Consider the following 18,396-nt stretch of genomic DNA (forward strand, 5'->3'; position numbering starts at 1 on the left):
CGTCATTCACCGCCTTTCAGCATCTCGAGCAAGTTTTCAGTCGATCGCACAGCCATCCGCTCCACCGCTTCCTTCGTAAAAGCACCTAAGTGCGGCGTAAGCAGAAAGTTCGGCAGGGAGAGGAGAGGGTCCCCTTCCTCCGGCGGTTCTTTCGAGTACACGTCCTGGGCGGCGACGGCGATCTGCCCCCTCGACAGAGCTTCATACAGCGCCTGTTCGTCCACCAGTTCGCCGCGCGCCGTGTTGATTAGGATGGCCGTCGGTTTCATCTTGCTGAAGACGTCGTCGTCCATCATGTGCTTCGTCTCCTCCGTCGCCGGAAGGTGAAGGGTGACGACGTCCGCCGAGCGTATCAGGGCGTCGAAATCTTCGGAGCGCTCGACCCCGTACTCCACAAGAAACCCCGGGTCATTAAAGTACGGATCGTAGATGGTGACGTCCATCTGGAGTCCCCGACACCGCTTGGCGACTTCTTTTCCAATCTGGCCCCCGCCGATGACGGCCAGGTGCTTTCCCGAAAGCTCGATGCCCATCGTCCGGTCCCAGCCGGAGCTCTTCACGGTGTTGATGTGTTCAGACAGTCGACGGGCACTTTCAAACATGAGGCCAATGGCCAGCTCCGCGACGGAAACGCTGTTCGTCCCCACGGCATTCTTCACTTTGATGCCGAGTTCGACTGCCCGATCGAGGTCAATGTTGTCCATCCCGACGCCGTACTTCGACACTGCCCGGAGATCCCGGCACGAATCAAGCACCCGGGCCGGCAGCGGGTCAACGCCAACGATAATGCCCACGACGCCAACCTTCGCCGTGTCGACAATGTCATCCTCCGTCAGAGTCCGGCCGGTTGTGTTCAAAATGACTTCGTACCCGGCAGCTTCCAGCATCTCAATGGGCTTCTGCTTGTACTTTTGAAAGGATTTCGGGGTGATCAGAACCTTCTTTGCCAATCGCCTCACCTGCATTTCGGTTGATGTGCGTCCATGTCACTATGTCATGACATTCAAACTAGTTCAAAATGCGCAAGGTCAGCTACGGAGAAGGCTCCGCTGGCGCCATTGCGCGATGCGACGGGATTCTATTCCATCTCGATCAGCACCTTCATGACTCGGTCCTTCTCGTTGTCGATGATCGAGTAGGCTTCAGCGTAATCCTCGAAACGAACCCGGTTCGTGATGAGCGACTTGAGGTCGACCTTCCCGGCATTGATCAAGTCCACGGCCCTGTCAAAATCAACCGCCTGGTACATCGCACTGCCCAAAACAGTCAATTCGTGGTCTTGCACGAAGCCCATGTTCACTTTCGTCAAGTCTGGGACGACACCGACGATGACGACGGTGCTCCCTTTCCGCGCCACTTCGATGGACTGAGCGACAGTGAAACTTGAACCGACGCATTCAAATATAACGTCCGCCTTGCGCTCACCGAAATGGCGCCCAATACCTTCCACAAGGTCTTCGCGTTTGCTGTTGATCGTATCGAGGCCACACTGCTCCGCCATCTTGAGGCGGGTTTCGCTCAGTTCGGATACGACGATGTTCGCCGCTCCGAAAGCTTTAGCCGTCTGGGCCACCAGGTTTCCGATCGGCCCGCCTCCGATGACGAGGACGTTCAGCCCTTCAACCGATGGAACGCGGCGTACTGCGTGGACGGCGACCGCGAGCGGCTCGACCATCGCTCCTTCTTCATAGCTGAGGGATTCTGGGAGAATCGTCGCCTTGTCGGCGTCTACGACAAAGTAGTCGCTCGCCATGCCCGTCGTCTGAAAGCCCATCACCTTCAGCTCTTCACAGACGTGATACATACCGTTTTGACAAGGGAAACATTTACCGCAGACGACTTGCGGCTGGATGGTCACTCTGTCGCCGGGCTCGATGCCTTCCACACCCTTCCCCACTTCAATGACTTCCGCTGAAATTTCGTGCCCCTGCACGACGGGATAGGACGTGTACGGGTGCTGTCCGTGATAGACGTGAATATCCGAGCCACAGACGCCGATGTTTTTAATTTTAATCTTGATCTGTCCTTCTCCGACTTCCGGAACGTCAACTTCTCGAAACAAGATTTTTCCCGGCTCCGTCATGACCGCCTGTCTCATTTTCATCGCTTTCACCCCGTCATTCAAATGTGATGATCACTTTCTTCATCGTTTTGCCGTCCAGATACTCCTGGAACGCGTCCAGCACGCTCTCGAAGCCCACCATTTTCGAGATAAAATCCGACAACACCAGCTTTCCGTCCGCCACCCACTCAAGTACCTGCTCGTGGCAGGCAGCCTCTTCCTCCTTGTACGGCATCTGCTGGAAGTTCAGTTTCCAGTTATACGGTGCATCCGTCCAATCGAGCTCCATGTGGTTTACCTTAGGGACGCCGTAGCAGAGAATCTCGCCGCGATCCCGGAGCAGTGAAATCCCTTCATTGATGATGGATTCCGACCCGACCGCATCGAGGACGTAAGCAACACCGTTCGGATAGTGTGAACGGATCTGTTTTTTGACATCCTCTTCCGTACTGACGATGCAGGCGGCAGCTCCGAATTCCTTCATCAGCTCCGCTTTCTTCGCGCTCCGGACGACCGCCGTTACTTCGTCGACGCCCAAGAGTCGGAGCAGCTTGACGAACGTCATGGCAACTGGGCCGCTCCCGTAGACAACGACCGACTCGCCCGGCCGAATGCCGAAGTACCGGATCGTGCTCAGCACTTCCCGCAGTGTCACGAGGACAGGCGCCTCATGCTTGTCGATAAAACGTGGGAGTTTCTGCTGGGCGGCCGCCGCTTCCGGCGCCTCACCGGGGCTGTATGCCGCCGCATCGTCAACAATCCCGTACTCGCTGAAGGCCCCCATCCGGCGTGCAGGGGTCGGCCGTCCTTCGACGGATTGGGGACGAACGGAAGGATGACGCGGTCTCTGCTTGAAGCTCTTCACGGCGGCGCCGACTTCTACAACCTCCCCGACCCCTTCGTGACCTAAGACGAGCGGGTAATGGGACGGCTTGAACCCTTTAAACGCCTGACGGATAATCGTCGCATCCGTCCCGCAGATCCCGCAGCTCACGGTCTTGACTAGCGCCTGCCGTTCTGAAATCTCCGGCCGATCGATCTCTTCAACCGTGAGGCGACCTTCTTCCGTTACAACCAGCGCCTTCATCTCAAAGCCTCCCGCTTCTTGTCTATACTGTTCGGTCTTTCTTGCTTGTCGCAATCTGGAGCAGTACGGCGACAATGATGATAATCCCTTTGATAATATCCTGCGGATAGGACGGCACGGCCATCAAGTTCATGATGTTGCCGATGAGCCCGAGGATGAGGGCTCCTGCGACCGTGTTCATGACGAATCCGCGGCCCCCCATCAGGCTCGCCCCGCCAATCACGACAGCCGCAATCGCGTCGAGCTCTTGCCCCATCCCGACCGTCGCGCTTCCCGTCGACGAACGAGCGGCCACGAAAACCCCGGCAAGTGCCGCCAGTGCACCGGAAAGGGCATAAGTCGACATGACGTAACGCTTCGTGCGGACACCGGCGAGTTCTAGAGCCGTCTCGTTGCTGCCGATGGCGATGACCTTGCGGCCGTAGCCCGTGTAGCGGTGAATAATCAAAAAGACAACGATGAGGATGAACGTCATCCAAATGATGGGATACATGAAGGTCTTGCTCACGAGTGTGTCGATCGTTCCCGTCTCAATCTTAATAGGACGGCCTTCCGTCAAGACGAACGCAAGCCCCCGGGCAATCGTCATCGTGGCCAGTGTGGCGACAAACCCCTGGATGCCGGCATAGGCGACGAGCACCCCAGACATCATCCCAAAGGCGAGGCCCACGAGGACGGCTATTCCGATGGAGGCTGAGAAGTGGAGCCCGACGTCCGTAATCAAGATCGCGGAAAGAGTGGCACCGAGTGCCATGATCGAACCGACTGACAAGTCGATGCCGCCGGCCAGGATGACGAATAAGAGACCGATGGCTACCAGGATCGGGCCGGCCTGTTGCAGCAAAATGTTGCGCACGTTCATCGTCGTCAGGAACGTATCGGACAGCAAGGCGCTCACGATGATCAACAACAACAAGATGATAAACGTGTTGTTGTTGATTAAGAATTCTTTCCAATCGAATCCCTTTTTCGTTTCTTCCATCTATACTAAACCCCCATCGCGAGTTTGATTAAATTGTTTTCCGTGAGGTTTTCTTTCGTGACTTCACCGGTAATCCGGCCCTCTCGCATGACGATGACGCGGTCACACGTGCCGATGATTTCCGGCATTTCCGATGAGATCATAATGACTCCGACGCCTCTCTCAGCCAATTCGTTGATGATCCGATAAATTTCCGTCTTCGCCCCGACGTCAACACCTCGCGTCGGCTCGTCCAGTATGATCAGCTTCGTATCAATGGCGAGCCATTTCGCGAGCGAAACTTTTTGCTGGTTTCCACCGCTCAAACTGTTGGCATTGTCTTCGGTCGAGCCATACTTCGTGGCGATCTGCGCCAGGAGCGACCTGACCTCTTGCTGCTCTTTCCTGTGGTTGATAAACCCGTTTCCCTGTCGGGAGACGAGGGTGGTGTTGATGCGGATCGACTGTTTTAAAAGCAACCCTTGCGTCTTTCTGTCCTCTGGCAGAAACCCGATGCCCAGCTCAATGGCCTGCTTCGGATTTTTAATGTTGACTTCCTCACCGAAGAGCCATACTTTGCCAGACGTCTTCCGGTCGGCGCCGAAAATCGCGCGCATCGTCTCCGTCCGTCCGGAGCCGACGAGGCCGCTGAATCCTAGGACCTCTCCTTTACGTAACGAGAAGGATACGTTCTCAACGAGATCCGCCGTACTCAGATTCTCCACTCGAAGAATCTCCTCGCCGATTTCAGCATGCCGTTCCGGAAACAGTTGCTCGATTTTGCGGCCGACCATCATCGTGACGAGCTCTTCTTTCGTGATCGACGAGGTGTCGACCGTGTCCACATACTTGCCGTCCTTCAGTACCGTGATCCGATCGCTGATGGCAAACAGCTCCTCCAGCCTGTGTGAAATGTAGAGGATGGTGACACCGTCCTCTTTCAACTTGCGGATGAGTTCCAGGAGCTTCTCTGTCTCCGAATGGGTGAGCACGGCTGTCGGCTCGTCGAAGACGAGCACTTTCGAATTCTTCGCCAGGCACTTGCAGATTTCGACGATCTGCTGGTAAGCCACACTGAGTTCTCCGACTTTCTTGCCCGGGTCAATGTGGCCGAAGCCGATCTTCTCAAGCTGCTCCTTCGCCCGTTTTTTCAGCTCTTTCCAGTTGATGAACGGGCCGGATTCATTCATGTTGTCGATAAAGATGTTTTCTGCGACCGTGAGATCCGGTGCCAACATGAACTCCTGATAGATGACCGATACTCCCATGTCGATCATAGTGCGCGGCGTAGCGGCCGTAACCTCTTGACCGTCGATGATAATCGTCCCTTCATCCTTCGGATACGCGCCGGCCAAAATTTTGATCAGCGTGGACTTCCCCGCGCCGTTCTCTCCGATGAGGGCATGGATCTCGCCACGCACGACATTGAGCTTTACATCATCCAGAGCCGTGACGCCTCCGAAGTGTTTCGAGATGTGGTTCATTTGCACAATGTAGTCAGGAGTCATTGTAAGCCTTCTCCTTCCTTCGGCTCTTTCTCCGCGGGTCTGTTGACGAACCTATCTGAGGGTTGTGATTTTCACGGGCAACGAGGGAGCCCCATCAGAATGCCCCACGCTTCCAGGGTCCCCCCACTTGTTATACCCGCACGCGCAAAATCTTACGCCACCGTCATCATCAACACTCCTGAAATATCGCCTTTTCCGAAAAGAAACCCTCCCTGCGACAAGGAGGGATTCTTCAATTGCGAAGAAGTCAGGATGCCGTTAGAATCCGTGGTCGTAGTATTCGTCAACGTTTTCTTGCGTGATCGCCGCGGGCTCCGTCAGCGTCACTTCAGGATAGCTTTCCGGATCTTTTCCATCTACTAAGATTTCTTTAGCGATTTCAATCCCTTTCTCTGCGACCAGGTACGGGCTGTTCAGTCCCGTTGCAAAATACTTTCCTTCTTTGATCAGGTCGAACGCCTTCTGCGCACCGTCAGCTGCCGCTACCATGTCCACGCCTTCGATTCCAGCGTTTTCAAGAGCTGTCATCGCGCCGAAGAGCATCTGGTCGTTCTCGCCCAACACGGTCGTCAGGTCCGGGTTCGCCGTAATCAGGTCCTCAGCCGCCGCTAGACCTTCTTCCTCGGTCCAGGCACCCCAGCCTTGCCCGACAACGGAGAACTTCGCTTCTTCATTCGTCGCCTTTCCTTTGGAGCTCAGCTCTTCCTCGAACTCTTCGGCAAGCTTCCAAGCTTCCTCTTCAGACACGCCAAGCTTCCCTTCAAGGATACCGGCAAAGAGCCCCGTGCGGCGTTCGTAACCGGCTACGTTCCCCTTCTGACCGCTCAAGATGATCGCCTTAATCTCTTCATCTCCCATCTTTTCGGCGTAGGCAAGACCGACGAGACGGCCATTTTGACGGTTGTCGGAGTAAACAGTCGTAATGTCGTTCGCTTCTTCAGACACACCGCTGTCAAGGTTGATGACGCCGATTCCGGCTTCTGCTGCCATATTAATGCTCGGAACGACAGCATCCGGCTCGATAGCATCAATAAAGATCAAGTCTTTGCCTTGTGAGACAAACGTCTCGATGTTAGCCGCCTCTTGTGAAACGTCACCGTTCGCATCGAGGACGGTCACGTCCCAACCTTGCTCTTCAGCGTACTGTTCAACCGCTTCCACGAGAGTTACGAAATATGGCGAATCTTGCGTCTTAATCGCAAAACCGATTTCAAACTTTTCACCTTCTTCGCCGCCGTTACTGCCTTCGGTCGCTCCTCCGTCATCGGCGCCGTTACCGCAGGCAGCCAAGAACATGGATAATGCCAAAACGAGAGATACTAAAACTAGCCCCTTCTTTTTCATGGTCGTCCTCCTATTGAATTTTGTTAATAACATTATTGGATTGTAATGTTACTACATTACAATTTTCTACTAATACTATACAAGCTTTTGTTAGTGGTTTCAATACCTTTTTGCGGGTGTTAAGAATTTCCTTCATTCGCGACTTTTCTTAACAGTGGGCTACACAATCGTAAACCCACCGTCGACGACGAGTTCGCAACCGGTCGTGAACGTCGCTGAGTCAGAGAGGAGGTAGATGACGGCTCCGGCGAGCTCTTCCGGCTTGCCGAGGCGTTTCATCGGCGTCCACTCCGCCCACTTGGCCCGCCAGTCTTCGCGGACGAACGACGTCAGCTCGGTGAAAATGTAACCCGGACTGATACAGTTCACTCGGATACCGTACTCAGCCCACTCGTAGGCGAGGGACTTTGTCAGATGCGTCACACCGGCCTTCGACGTGTTGTAGGACGCCTGGAGTTGGGGATAGTTGACGATGATGCCCGACATCGAAGCCGTGTTGACGATCGAACCCTTGATCCCGTTTTCGATCAAGTACTTCCCGAACAGCTGCGCCACGTAGTACACGCCGTTCAGGTTGACGTCGATCACTTTGTTCCATTCTTCCGGCGTCGACTCGATCACAGGCTTCTGAATGACGATGCCGGCGTTGTTGAAGAGGAGCTCGATCTGACCCATCTTTTCCACGGCCGCCTCGAGAGCCGCCTTGACCCCGTCGTAGTCCGTGACGTCGACCTCGCAGGAATGCGTCCGCCGACCGTAAGTCGCCGCGATCTCCTTCGCTGCCCGCTCAGCCTTGTCGCCCTGTAAATCGAAGATGACGACATCCGCACCCACTGCGGCCACATGGTTGGCCACTTCACGGCCAATGCCCTGGGCACCGCCAGTGATGAGGATTGTCTTTCCTTCTAGTGAAAACAATTTCTTCAACATGTCCATCTCAGTGTTCCCCCTTCTCTGTCAAACATTCTGTGCACTCTCCGGGGATCTCCCCATCGCCGTTGTTTACCGCAACGGGGTGATTTGGACTCGTCCCCGGATCTTTTCAACGTCTTCCAGACGGACGTGCCCAGTCGATTCCGTCAAAGTGTTCGCCGCAGACACAGCGATCCCTTGCCGAAGGAACTCTTCTGGTCCGTCACCGCTTCGCAGCCCGACGGCTAACGCTGCGACCATCGCGTCACCGGAGCCGACCGTGTTGACAACCTCAAGCCCCGGCGGACGACCTTGCCACGCTCCGTCCCGCGTCATCAACAGCGCCCCTTCGTCACCGAGGGAGACGACCACATACCGCACCCCGGCTTCGACGTAAGCCGTGCAGTGGTCGATTAAGTCATCTGCTGCAGCATCCTCGACACCCATGATTTGTTCGATCTCCTGCCGGTTCGGCTTAATGACCGTCGGGGCCGCCTCAATGCCCCGGAGGAGCTTTTCCCCGCTCGTATCAAGGACAGTCGGTTTTCCCGCTTCCCGGGCGATTGCCGTGAGCTCCGCATAAATGTCATCCGGCATCCCTTGAAGGGCGCTCCCTGACAGAGTCACGACGTCTGCTTCGTGCACGAGCCGGGTAAAGTGGTCAAAAAAGAGAGAGACCGTCTCCTCCCCGATCTCGTCACCGGCTTCCAGCACTTCAGTTGACTCACCTGCGGCATCGATGATGTTGATACACGTGCGGGATTCAATCGGCGCCTTCAAGAATTCCGCCTCGATCCCTTCGTCTGAAAGGAGATCGCAGACCAAATCCCCCGTACGGCCGCCGATTATCCCGGTCGCCTTGACAGGAGCCCCCAGTGTACGCGCGACGCGGGCAACATTTAGCCCTTTGCCGCCGGCAGTGGGAATCATCTTCGCGACCCGGTTCACATTACCTGGCAAAAAGTTCGGAACGTAGTAGTATTTGTCGAGTGCTACATTCAGTGTGACCGTCAAAATCATCGCGTACGTCTTCCTCACTTTCCGCTGTCGATCAGAATCTTCCCTTTGACAGCTCCTGGTGTTCGGAACAGTTCGAACGCCTCTCTGATTCGGCTCAGCGGGAAAATTTTGAACAGCAGCGATTCGTCAATCTGGATGTCGCCCGAACGGATGTGCTTCGCCGTCTCTTTCCATTCTTCTCCGGGAAAGTCTTGGCTGTAGGACATCCAGGAACCCGTCAGTGTAAATTCTTTCCGGTTCAGCTTTTCCCACTCGTCCACGGAGAACGTGATCTCCCGCGTCGGCGTCCCGATTAGGCAGACGGCCCCCTTCTTCTTCACGAGTTCAAATGTCAGCTTAATCGTCGCCGTGTTGCCCGCTGTCTCGTAGACGAAGTCGAACCTGCGCTCTTTCCCGCCTTCATTCAGCCGATCGAGGACTTTCGTGTTGATGCATTCGTCTGCTCCGAATCGCTTCGCCAGCTCGAGCCGCTCGTCACTGATGTCAAACACCGTGATATGGCCGGCGCCCAGCACTTTCAGCCACTGCATGGTAAAGAAACCAATATTGCCGACTCCCAGTACGGCAACCGACGCTCCGGGCTTGAAGTCGAGCCGGCGGATGCCGTGGAGGGCGACAGTGATCGGTTCAAAGAATGCGCCTTTCCAGTACGGGATCGACGCATCGAATTTGACGGCGTTTTTTTCCGGAATGACGACGTACTCAGCAAAGCTGCCGGAACGCCTGGACCCGACAAAGCTGTAGTAGGGACAGAGCGCGTAGTCTCCATTCTGGCACTGTTCGCACTCCATACACGGGAGGAGCGGGGCACCTGCCACGCGATCACCTGGTTGGAGCGTCGTGACGTTCTCTCCAGTTTCCACGACTTCTCCAGAAAATTCATGGCCCAAAATGATCGGGTAGTAGTGGGCTGCATCCCCGTTCACCCGGGGAATGTCCGATCCGCAGATGCCGGTGTACTTGACCCTGACGAGGACGTCGTCCGGGCCCGGGACTGGTTGTTCCACCTCTTCGTAGACGAGATTCTGCTTTCCGTACAATACGCCCGCTTTCATCTAGATGCCTTCCTTCGTTGAATATGGTACTGCTCACACAAACATGTTCTCGTTCAACAACTTCGAGAGCCTGAGATACGTCTCCAGCGACGGTTCGTACCGCTTCCGCCGCTTTCGGTCCGGTTCGTGCCGACGGCGGATGGTCACCGTCCGGTCGACGGCTTCTTCAAAGTCGCCATACACGCCGACCCCGACGCCGGCGAGCAGAGCCGCCCCCAGCGTCGTGGCAGTGTCAGAACTCGGGACTTGAATCGGACAGCCCGTGACGTCAGCGTACATCTGGATCCACAGTTCGCTGTTCGCAGCGCCGCCCATGGCGTGGATATCCAGTTTTTCGATGTCGACACCCGCTTCCTTTGCGACGAGCAAGTTGTGGTACACCGAGAAGACGACGCCTTCGAGCACCGCGCGGACCGCATGTCCCTTTGTCTCCTTGAAGCTGAAACCGTAGAACACCGCTTTCGCCTTCGGGTTCCAGAGCGGGCTGCGCTCCCCGGCCAAATACGGAAGGAAGACGACACCGTCGGAACCTTCCGGGATCGGCTCGGCTAACTTCGTCAGCTCGTCGAAGCTGACACCTTCCCCAAACTCCTCCCGGAACCAGCGGAGCGCCCCGCCTCCGCCGGCCGTCCCGCCTTGCAGCAGGTAGCGGTCCGGAATGACGTGGGGGGAGAAGATCAGCTTTGGATGAGTTTTCGGTTCATTCAGGCATATGCTAACGCCGCCCGCTTGACCTCCCTGCAACTGGGTCTCGTAATGGCGGATGACACCGGCACCCAATGTGCCGCACGCCGCATCGAGCCCTCCCGCCACGACCGGCGTGCCGGGTTTAAGCCCCGTTTCCTCCGCCGCGAGCGCCGTCACCGTCCCGATGACGTCGTGGCAGCGGACGATGTCTGGAAGCTTTTCGATGGGGATGCCGAAGCGCGCCGCCAGGTCCCGGTCATATTCGAACGTGACCGGATTGTAAAAATGCCACCCGTAGCTCTGACTCCGGTCGGATGTCATGTTCCCTGTGAGCTTGAACCCGATATAGCCGTTGCTTTGCAGGAACTTGTGCGTCCGATCGAAGAGATCCGGCACGTTCTCCCTGAACCAGAGCACCTTCGGCGTCGAATAGGTGGGGGAGAACGAGTTGCCGGACACTCGAAAAATGGTGTCTTCCGGAATTTCGTCCAATACGCGGCGGGAAAGGTCTGCTGCCCGCGTATCGAGCCAGATCGGCGTCCGTTGGAGAACGTTCCCTTCTACGTCGACGGGAATAGCCGACCACCCTTGTCCCGCGAGTCCGATACCAGCAATTAAACCGGGATCGACGTCCCCGTCCTTCAGGCACTGCCGGATGGCCTGACAGACGGAAGCCCACCACTCTTCGGGATCTTGCTCCACCCATCCGGGTTTCGGGTAATAGAGGGGGTAGTCGGCGGAAGCCTGGGCGACGACACGCCCGTCTTCCTTGAAAACCGCCACTTTGCACGACGACGTGCCAATATCGATGCCTAACAGTAAACGTTCCATCGGTCACCCTCTACTTCTCAAAAAAGTCTGGCCTTCCCATGACTGCCACACACGCGCATCTTTTCGACAGCGACACCCTTCACTTTATCTCGCGCGTAGCCGGTAAACTTTTTCGGATCGACAAAATCGCTCTCAATGGTGAAGTACTCTTTCACCGCCTCGGTGAACGCGATGCGGAGTTCTGTCGCGTAATTGACTTTTGTGATGCCGTGCGCGATGCAGCGTTGGACGTCTTGCTCCGACAGTCCCGACGCGCCGTGGAGGACGAGGGGGACGCCCGCTGTCTCCCGCAGCGTGCGGAGGAGCTTTAGGTCGAGATTCGGCTCTCCCCTGTAGACGCCGTGCGCTGTTCCGATAGCGACGGCCAGGGAATCGACCCCGGTGCGCCTGACGAATTCTTCCGCCTCCTCGGGTTTCGTGTAGCCGTCTGTCCCGTAATCCGGGTCGCCCGGCTTGCCACCGACATTGCCCAGCTCCGCCTCGACAGAGACACCGACCGGACGACATGCGTCGACGACTGCCTTCGTCTGGCGGACGTTCTCCTCGAACGGCAACCTGGACGCATCGATCATAACCGACGTGTAGCCGGCCCGGATCGCTTGAAGGGCCAGCTCTGTCCCGTCCCCGTGGTCGAGGTGCAGCGCCACCGGAACCGTCGCACGTTTCATCGCCGCCCAGACCATGGCGTAGTAATAGTCCATGTGGGCGTACTTCACAGTGTTGGCTGACGTCTGGATGATGACGGGAGAGGCGGTCTCCTCTGCCGCCTCGACGACAGCCTGTATCATTTCCATGTTTTCCACGTTGAACGCGCACACCGCATATCCGTTCTCCCGCGCGTGCTGCAGGATTCGCCTGCTTGTCACTAGAGCCATCCGTCCGCCCCTTCCGCCTGGTGTTTTTCGAAAACGGGTCTGAGGGCGAAGTAGAAATCGTTGAACCGCCGCTTGGCCTCTTCGTAAACCCTTTTGTTTTCCGGGTTGTGCTGCTCGGATCGTTCGATCTCGATGAACCGGTCGACGACGTGGAAGTCGTCGAAGAGACCAGCCCCAACCCCGCCGATGATCGCTGCTCCCATCGAGCCGGCTTCGTCGAGAATCGTCGGAACTTTCACCGGCATCCCGAACACGTCCGCCATGATCTGCCGCCATGCAGGGCTCTTCGCTCCACCGCCGATAATGATCATCTCGTCGATGGCGATGTGTTGCTGGAGGATGTCGAGGATGATGCCGAGGTTGTACGTGACTCCTTCCACGACACTCCGAAGCAAGTCGGCGCGAGTCGTCTCAGATGTGATGCCGATGTACGAGCCCTTTGACGCCGTATCCCAGCGTGGCGCACGTTCGCCTAACAGATAAGGCAAAAACAACAGCCCGTTCGAGCCTGGCGGCGCCTGTTCGATCTGCTCGTTAATCAGGTCGTAGACCGACGTTCCACTCTGCCTGGCCGCTTCCCTCTCACCCGTGCAAACCGCCTCTTTCATCCAGTTGAAAGCCCCGCCGGCATACTGCATCGTGCCGTTGGGCGCGTAGTAGCCCGGAATGGCGTGCGCCCACGTGACCGTCCGCATCTCTGGATCGAAGATCGGCTTCTTCGCGGTCGTCGTCACCCACGCAGACGTCCCGATGGAGCAGTACGTCTTCCCTTCATCCACCGATCCCGCGCCGATGTTCGCCGTCACGCCGTCGCCGGCACCGATGACGACTTTCGTGCCCGGCGCCATACCGGTCGCCCTGGCCGCTTCTTCGGTGACACCGCCGGCCACATAGGTTGACGGCTTCAGATCCGGCAGCTTGACCGGGTCGATGCCGCTCGCCTCCAAAATTCGATCTGACCACGTCAGGTTCTCAAGGTCGAAACAGCCCATGCTGTTGCCGTCGGAGTAGTCCGTGACGAACTTCCCCGTCAGTTTGAACACGATGTAGTCTTTTGCGTTCAACACTTTGTACGTCCTGTCATACGTGTCCGGCTCGTTGTCCCGGATCCACATGAGCTTCTGGATGCCGTACGACGGCGTGTTCCGGTGGCCGACGATCCGGTAGAACTCTTCCTGGGTCAGGTGCTCTTCGAGATCCTTCACCTGCTTCGTCGCCCGTTGGTCCGCCCAAATGATGGAATCGCGGAGCGGATTTCCGTTCTCGTCGACACACAGGCAACCCATCATCTGTCCGCTGAAGCTGACGACCTGGATGTCTTCTGGGTGAACCCCGAGCTCCCCGATCAGCTGCTTCGTCGAGAGGCAGACAGCCTTCCACCAGTCTTCCGGGTTCTGCTCCACCCATTTCTCCTTGAAGTAATGCGTATCATAGGACACAATGCGGCTTCCGACCATCTTGCCGTCTGTCGAGAACAGCGTTGCCTTGTTTCCAGACGTTCCGAGGTCGTGCGCCAAAATGTACTGTGCCATGCTGGTTCCCCTTTCCTTCTGAATCTCAGTTATTTCGCAGTGATGACTATTTCAAAGCGGTTCTTGTCCCCGCGGTAACGGGCGAGCGAGTATTCAAGGGGCTCATCGTCGGCATTGTAGCCGATGGACAAAAACTTCTGGATCGCGCTCCCCGGCGCCACATCCAAGTTTTTCACGTCATAGTCGTTCGCTTCGACTGCTTCGATGTAGCGGCGGATTTTGCTAATGGTCGTCTTATGTTTCGTGCCCAATATCGAGTAGAGCGAGCCATTGACGAGGTTATGGTTTAAAACAAAGCGGCATTTCTCGTACGGCAGGTACGTCTTCACCATGACAATCGGCTCGTTATCCGCAAAGCGGCGGCGATGGATGTAGATCACCTTGTCCTGTTGCTTAAGCTTCAGCTGCTCCGCCACCGATTCGGGAGCATTGATCACTTTGAAGTCGAGGACCTCCGTCGACGGATTCATCCCTAAAGCCCGGATCTGGTCGTTGAATGAGCCGATGGCTTGGGTGAAACTCTGCGAGATTTTCGGGGTTCGGACGAACGTTCCCTTGCTTTTTACCCGGTACAGCCACCCCTCCTGAACCAGCTCAGTGATCGCCTGGCGCACAGTCGTCCGGCTGATGTTGTACATCTCGCTTAATTCCTTCTCTGTTGGGATCGGGTCCTCTACTTTATACGTCCCGTCCTTTATCTGCTTTAGGATGAGCTCCTTCAACTGGAAATAAAGCGGAATGGGAACGGACTTGTCTAATTTATTCATCTCGCTTCACCTTGTACAGTATGATAAATTATAATTTTGAAAAGGCTTTTAATCTTGACCTGAACACATCGCCTCGTTCAGCTCTTGCGTAATATTCTCACTTGACGAAAAGATACCACTTTCATATTATAACATTTAGTCATAATATCGCAATATCATGACAAAGATACTTACAGGACGGGAGGGCCAATCAAATGAAATACGGCGTCTATTTTGCATACTGGGAAAGCTCGTGGAACGTCAACTTCGAAAAGTACGTTCAGAAAGTAAAGGAGTTAGGGTTCGACATTCTCGAAGTGGCGGCCTTGGGCCTCGTCAACCTGCCGGATGAAAAGCTGGAACGCCTGAAGCAGCTCGCCGAACAGCACAACGTGATCCTGACGGCTGGGATCGGTCTGCCGAAGGAATACGACGTCTCGTCATCGGACGCAACGGTGCGCCGAAACGGCATCGCTTTCATGAAAAAGGTGATGGACGCGATGTATCAGGCCGGCATCGACCGCGTCGGCGGCACGGTCTACTCGTACTGGCCGGCCGATTACAGCCACCCGTTCGACAAACCGACGGCACGGAAGCACAGCATCGAAAGCGTCAAGGAGCTGGCGGAGTACGCACGGCAGTACGACATCACACTTCTCATCGAAACGCTCAACCGGTTCGAACAATTTCTCCTGAACGACGCGGAGGAAGCAGTCTCCTACGTGAAAGAAGTGGACGAGCCAAACGTGAAGGTCATGCTCGACACATTCCACATGAACATCGAGGAAGATAACATCGCGGACGCCATCCGCTACACCGGGGATCACCTCGGCCACCTGCACATCGGCGAAGCAAACCGGAAAGTTCCAGGCAAAGGGTCGATGCCCTGGAAAGAGATCGGGCAGGCACTGAAGGACATTCATTACGACGGCTACGTCGTCATGGAACCGTTCGTCAAAACCGGTGGACAAGTCGGCCAGGACATCAAAGTCTGGCGCGACCTGTCGGGGAATGCGACAGAGGAGCAACTGGATCGGGAGCTGGCGGAGTCACTGGTGTTTGTGAAACAGGCGTTTGGGGAGTTATGAAAACGAAATTGTGTAAGAGCGCCGTCAGCGGCGCTCACAATATTTCCTAATCGCTCATGTATCCTCAAACATCACTATACAATGCGGGCTGGCGGTGAGCTAGACACGGGATCTTCCTCCGGATGCCATCCAGCCAATCAAAATCGACCTCGGCTATGGCATACCCTTCCCTCTCCGGCACACGGGCAAGGACGGTTCCCCACGGGTCCACTATCATGCTGCTTCCGAAACTGGTACGACCGAGTGCATACGAACCGAACTGTCCCGCGGCCAAGACGTAACACTGATTTTCAATCGCTCGGGCGCGAAGCAAGACTTCCCAATGATGGATACCGGTATACAAGGTAAAGGCAGCGGGGACAAACAACAGTTTGGCACCACGCAAAGCCATAGAACGGTACAGCTCGGGAAACCGCAAGTCGTAGCAAATACTCAGTCCGACGGTGCCAAACGACGTATCTGCCGTCACCACTTGTTGGCCGGGTTTAATCGTATCCGATTCCTTCGTCACCACCCGCCCTGCGATGTCGACGTCGAACAGGTGCATTTTCCGGTAAGTTGCGATGATCTCCCCTGCATCACTGATGAGAAGACTCGTATTGTAAGATGTCGTGTCATCAGCTACTTCCAATATACTGCCACAATGCAGATAAATTCCCAGTTTTTTTGCCTTCTCCATAAAAAACTCACTCGTCGGTCCGGGGATCGACTCAGCCTGACTGCGCTTCTCACTGTCCTCTCCGAGGAAATTGACATATTCCGGTAGAGAAATAAGCTCCGCTCCGTCTGCCGCTGCTTGCTCGATCAATCTCCCAACCTTTTGCAAGTTGTCTTCTTTGTCATCCCGTGAGTTCACTTGTACAACACACGCTTTCATATTCAAAACACCCCTTCGTCACCATTAATCAAACAGTAATTGCGGAAGCCACAATGACAGTGCCGGGATATACGTTAGAATCAACAACGCCGCGATGAGCGGGATATAAATCGGCAAAATCGCCTTCACCATCTTTTCGAAAGAGATTTTCCCGACTGAGCTCATCACATAAAGCCCCAGCCCTACCGGCGGTGTCGCCATCCCAATTAACAGGTTGTACGACATGACTACGCCGAAGTGGATGCGGTCAATCCCGAGACTGTCGATGATCGGGAGCAAAATCGGCAACAGGATTAATTTAATCGGAATGCCTTCCATCAAACTCCCGAGAAACAGCAGCAAGAGATTGATCAACAACAACATCGTCAGTTTGTTATCTGTTAAGCCTAACAGAAAGTTTGACATCACGATGGGAAGTTGTTCGGCGGAAACAACCCATCCCATGGAGGTTCCGACCCCGACGAGAAACATAATGACCGCCGTCGTCAGTACCGTCTGGCGAAACGCCCCGCCGATGGTCCGCCAATTGAACTCACGGTAAATGAGTGAACAAAAGAGCGCGTACAACACCGCCAGTAGACCCGCTTCCGTCGGCGTAACGACACCTCCCAGCATCCCGCCCAAAATCACGAGAGGCGCCAACAGGGCAAAAAACCCGTCCAAGAACGTTCGAAATACTTTCCTCGGCTCAAAAGGCTCTTCAGGCGGTACCGTCACCCAGCCGTATTTGGAAACAATAAACGTATAAAGCATTAAGCATGCGGCAATGACGAGCCCCGGTACAATCCCTGCTGTAAACAGCTTAGCGACAGACACCTCCGCCAGATAAGCGTATACGACAAAAGGGACACTAGGCGGAATGATGGCGCCGATTACGGACGACGCAAGGGTAATCGCCGCACTGAATGACCTGCTGTACCCTTTCTCCATCATAGCCTTCATTTCAATCGCCCCAAGCCCCGCCTGATCGCCGACGGCCGTCCCGGAAATGCCAGAAAAAATCATGCTGGCGACGATGTTGACTTGCGCCAGTCCGCCGCGGATGTGACTGACAAGGGCGGCAGAAAAGTCAAAAATGCGCTGTGTAATCCCGGTGGCATTCATCAGATTTCCAGCCAAGATGAAAAACGGCACCGCCAACAAAATATAACTCTGTACCCCTTCCACAACCGTCAGCGACAGAATCTCTGTCGAGTAATCGCCCATTAGAAGCGCTACCAATGTCGACAACGCCATGGAATAGGAAACAGGGAGACCGGCAAAGAGCAAAATAATAAACACGGCAAACAGCGTTAAACCAATGACCATTTAACCACTCCTCTGTCCCTCCCGTGCGTTCCACTGCTGCATGATCTCTATCGCCCCCACAATCGACTGGAGTACGACCATCAACATCGCGGCCGCCAGCGGAAGCAAGTAAAGAGTGTAAGGGAGACCGGCAATTTCCGTCGTTTTATCCAACTGTATGCTGATCAAGGATATTGTCCGTATACACAAGTACAATGAGACGCCAAACATCAACACATGGTTCAACAATTGAACCGGCTTTACATACTTTTGAGGAAGTTTGTCCACAAAAAAGGTAATGGCAATATCCTGTTTCTCCACTACGACTCGGGCAAACCCGAGAAAGATCATCCAGCTGACGAGCAGCAAACTCACTTCCTGTATCCAGGTGAAAGAGTAATGAAAGAAATACCGAGAGACGATCTCCACCGTATTGAGCACAATCAGCAGGACGAGACAGAGCAACGCGACGTAAAAAGCCCCTGCCGAACAGACCATCACCCATCTTCTCAGAACAACAACCC

General features: G+C 55.4%; 17 protein-coding genes. 1 reads left to right on the forward strand and 16 read right to left on the reverse strand.

Features of this window, described 5'->3' with window-relative positions:
• Positions 1-2: 2 nt before the first annotated feature.
• The 13 genes from B0W44_RS16685 to B0W44_RS16745 form a co-directional block, all read right to left on the reverse strand.
• The gene (locus B0W44_RS16685; protein ID WP_228441697.1) at positions 3-959 is read right to left on the reverse strand and encodes a phosphoglycerate dehydrogenase; all 957 of its coding nucleotides are present in this window, start codon (positions 957-959) and stop codon (positions 3-5) included.
• Positions 960-1,078: 119 nt separating this feature from the next.
• Positions 1,079-2,104, reverse strand: coding sequence for a zinc-dependent alcohol dehydrogenase (locus tag B0W44_RS16690; protein ID WP_228441294.1), 1,026 nt, complete (start codon positions 2,102-2,104; stop codon positions 1,079-1,081).
• 13 nt (positions 2,105-2,117) lie between these two features.
• The gene (locus B0W44_RS16695; RefSeq protein WP_077721011.1) at positions 2,118-3,149 is read right to left on the reverse strand and encodes a zinc-dependent alcohol dehydrogenase; all 1,032 of its coding nucleotides are present in this window, start codon (positions 3,147-3,149) and stop codon (positions 2,118-2,120) included.
• A 22-nt stretch (positions 3,150-3,171) separates the two neighbouring features.
• Positions 3,172-4,131 (reverse strand): ABC transporter permease, encoded by a 960-nt coding sequence (locus tag B0W44_RS16700; RefSeq protein ID WP_077721012.1) that lies wholly within the window; start codon positions 4,129-4,131, stop codon positions 3,172-3,174.
• Between the two features lie 5 nt (positions 4,132-4,136).
• Positions 4,137-5,618, reverse strand: coding sequence for a sugar ABC transporter ATP-binding protein (locus B0W44_RS16705; RefSeq protein ID WP_077721013.1), 1,482 nt, complete (start codon positions 5,616-5,618; stop codon positions 4,137-4,139).
• Between the two features lie 258 nt (positions 5,619-5,876).
• A complete protein-coding gene (locus B0W44_RS16710; protein WP_077721014.1) occupies positions 5,877-6,962 on the reverse strand; it encodes a substrate-binding domain-containing protein in 1,086 nt (361 codons plus the stop codon).
• Between the two features lie 159 nt (positions 6,963-7,121).
• Entirely contained in the window at positions 7,122-7,898 is a 777-nt protein-coding gene (locus B0W44_RS16715) for a glucose 1-dehydrogenase (RefSeq protein WP_077721015.1), read from the reverse strand.
• Positions 7,899-7,964: 66 nt separating this feature from the next.
• Positions 7,965-8,912 carry a 1-phosphofructokinase gene (pfkB, locus tag B0W44_RS16720; protein WP_077721016.1) on the reverse strand — a complete coding sequence of 316 codons (948 nt, stop codon included), beginning with the start codon at positions 8,910-8,912 and terminating at the stop codon, positions 7,965-7,967.
• The gene (locus B0W44_RS16725; RefSeq protein WP_077721017.1) at positions 8,909-9,949 is read right to left on the reverse strand and encodes a galactitol-1-phosphate 5-dehydrogenase; all 1,041 of its coding nucleotides are present in this window, start codon (positions 9,947-9,949) and stop codon (positions 8,909-8,911) included. The genes pfkB and B0W44_RS16725 overlap by 4 nt, the downstream gene beginning before the upstream one ends.
• Before the next feature lie 33 nt (positions 9,950-9,982).
• A complete protein-coding gene (locus B0W44_RS16730) occupies positions 9,983-11,467 on the reverse strand; it encodes a xylulokinase (RefSeq protein WP_077721018.1) in 1,485 nt (494 codons plus the stop codon).
• 17 nt (positions 11,468-11,484) lie between these two features.
• The gene (locus tag B0W44_RS16735; RefSeq protein ID WP_077721019.1) at positions 11,485-12,342 is read right to left on the reverse strand and encodes a class II fructose-bisphosphate aldolase; all 858 of its coding nucleotides are present in this window, start codon (positions 12,340-12,342) and stop codon (positions 11,485-11,487) included.
• Entirely contained in the window at positions 12,333-13,874 is a 1,542-nt protein-coding gene (gene xylB, locus B0W44_RS16740) for a xylulokinase (RefSeq protein WP_077721020.1), read from the reverse strand. Before xylB ends, B0W44_RS16735 begins: the two co-directional genes overlap by 10 nt.
• Before the next feature lie 29 nt (positions 13,875-13,903).
• Positions 13,904-14,641: a GntR family transcriptional regulator gene (locus B0W44_RS16745; RefSeq protein WP_077721021.1), complete on the reverse strand. Its 738-nt coding sequence runs from the start codon at positions 14,639-14,641 to the stop codon at positions 13,904-13,906.
• 194 nt (positions 14,642-14,835) lie between these two features.
• Here B0W44_RS16745 and B0W44_RS16750 point away from each other — a divergent pair, with 194 nt between their 5' ends.
• Positions 14,836-15,708 carry a D-psicose 3-epimerase gene (locus B0W44_RS16750; RefSeq protein WP_077721022.1) on the forward strand — a complete coding sequence of 291 codons (873 nt, stop codon included), beginning with the start codon at positions 14,836-14,838 and terminating at the stop codon, positions 15,706-15,708.
• Positions 15,709-15,772: 64 nt separating this feature from the next.
• On the opposite strand, the gene B0W44_RS16755 is transcribed toward B0W44_RS16750, so the two are convergent.
• From B0W44_RS16755 to B0W44_RS16765, 3 genes are read right to left on the reverse strand one after another with little or no spacing between them, the layout of a single operon-like run.
• Positions 15,773-16,585: a carbon-nitrogen hydrolase family protein gene (locus B0W44_RS16755; protein ID WP_077721023.1), complete on the reverse strand. Its 813-nt coding sequence runs from the start codon at positions 16,583-16,585 to the stop codon at positions 15,773-15,775.
• A gap of 24 nt (positions 16,586-16,609) precedes the next feature.
• Positions 16,610-17,893: a TRAP transporter large permease gene (locus tag B0W44_RS16760; RefSeq protein ID WP_077721024.1), complete on the reverse strand. Its 1,284-nt coding sequence runs from the start codon at positions 17,891-17,893 to the stop codon at positions 16,610-16,612.
• The gene (locus B0W44_RS16765) at positions 17,894-18,370 is read right to left on the reverse strand and encodes a TRAP transporter small permease (RefSeq protein WP_077721025.1); all 477 of its coding nucleotides are present in this window, start codon (positions 18,368-18,370) and stop codon (positions 17,894-17,896) included.
• Positions 18,371-18,396 lie beyond the last annotated feature (26 nt).

The organism is Novibacillus thermophilus (assembly GCF_002005165.1).
Lineage (GTDB): Bacteria > Bacillota > Bacilli > Thermoactinomycetales > Novibacillaceae > Novibacillus > Novibacillus thermophilus.

Excerpts from the sequence above, each read along its gene's own strand:
- B0W44_RS16700 (WP_077721012.1), bottom strand. The coding sequence starts at position 4,131 with ATGGAAGAAACGAAAAAGGGATTCGATTGGAAAGAATTCTTAATCAAC.
- B0W44_RS16755 (WP_077721023.1), bottom strand. The coding sequence starts at position 16,585 with ATGAAAGCGTGTGTTGTACAAGTGAACTCACGGGATGACAAAGAAGAC.
- B0W44_RS16730 (WP_077721018.1), bottom strand. The coding sequence starts at position 11,467 with ATGGAACGTTTACTGTTAGGCATCGATATTGGCACGTCGTCGTGCAAA.
- xylB (WP_077721020.1), bottom strand. The coding sequence starts at position 13,874 with ATGGCACAGTACATTTTGGCGCACGACCTCGGAACGTCTGGAAACAAG.
- B0W44_RS16725 (WP_077721017.1), bottom strand. The coding sequence starts at position 9,949 with ATGAAAGCGGGCGTATTGTACGGAAAGCAGAATCTCGTCTACGAAGAG.
- B0W44_RS16765 (WP_077721025.1), bottom strand. The coding sequence starts at position 18,370 with ATGGTCTGTTCGGCAGGGGCTTTTTACGTCGCGTTGCTCTGTCTCGTC.
- B0W44_RS16735 (WP_077721019.1), bottom strand. The coding sequence starts at position 12,342 with ATGGCTCTAGTGACAAGCAGGCGAATCCTGCAGCACGCGCGGGAGAAC.
- B0W44_RS16715 (WP_077721015.1), bottom strand. The coding sequence starts at position 7,898 with ATGGACATGTTGAAGAAATTGTTTTCACTAGAAGGAAAGACAATCCTC.
- B0W44_RS16695 (WP_077721011.1), bottom strand. The coding sequence starts at position 3,149 with ATGAAGGCGCTGGTTGTAACGGAAGAAGGTCGCCTCACGGTTGAAGAG.
- B0W44_RS16710 (WP_077721014.1), bottom strand. The coding sequence starts at position 6,962 with ATGAAAAAGAAGGGGCTAGTTTTAGTATCTCTCGTTTTGGCATTATCC.
- B0W44_RS16760 (WP_077721024.1), bottom strand. The coding sequence starts at position 17,893 with ATGGTCATTGGTTTAACGCTGTTTGCCGTGTTTATTATTTTGCTCTTT.
- B0W44_RS16750 (WP_077721022.1), top strand. The coding sequence starts at position 14,836 with ATGAAATACGGCGTCTATTTTGCATACTGGGAAAGCTCGTGGAACGTC.
- B0W44_RS16705 (WP_077721013.1), bottom strand. The coding sequence starts at position 5,618 with ATGACTCCTGACTACATTGTGCAAATGAACCACATCTCGAAACACTTC.
- B0W44_RS16690 (WP_228441294.1), bottom strand. The coding sequence starts at position 2,104 with ATGAAAATGAGACAGGCGGTCATGACGGAGCCGGGAAAAATCTTGTTT.
- B0W44_RS16745 (WP_077721021.1), bottom strand. The coding sequence starts at position 14,641 with ATGAATAAATTAGACAAGTCCGTTCCCATTCCGCTTTATTTCCAGTTG.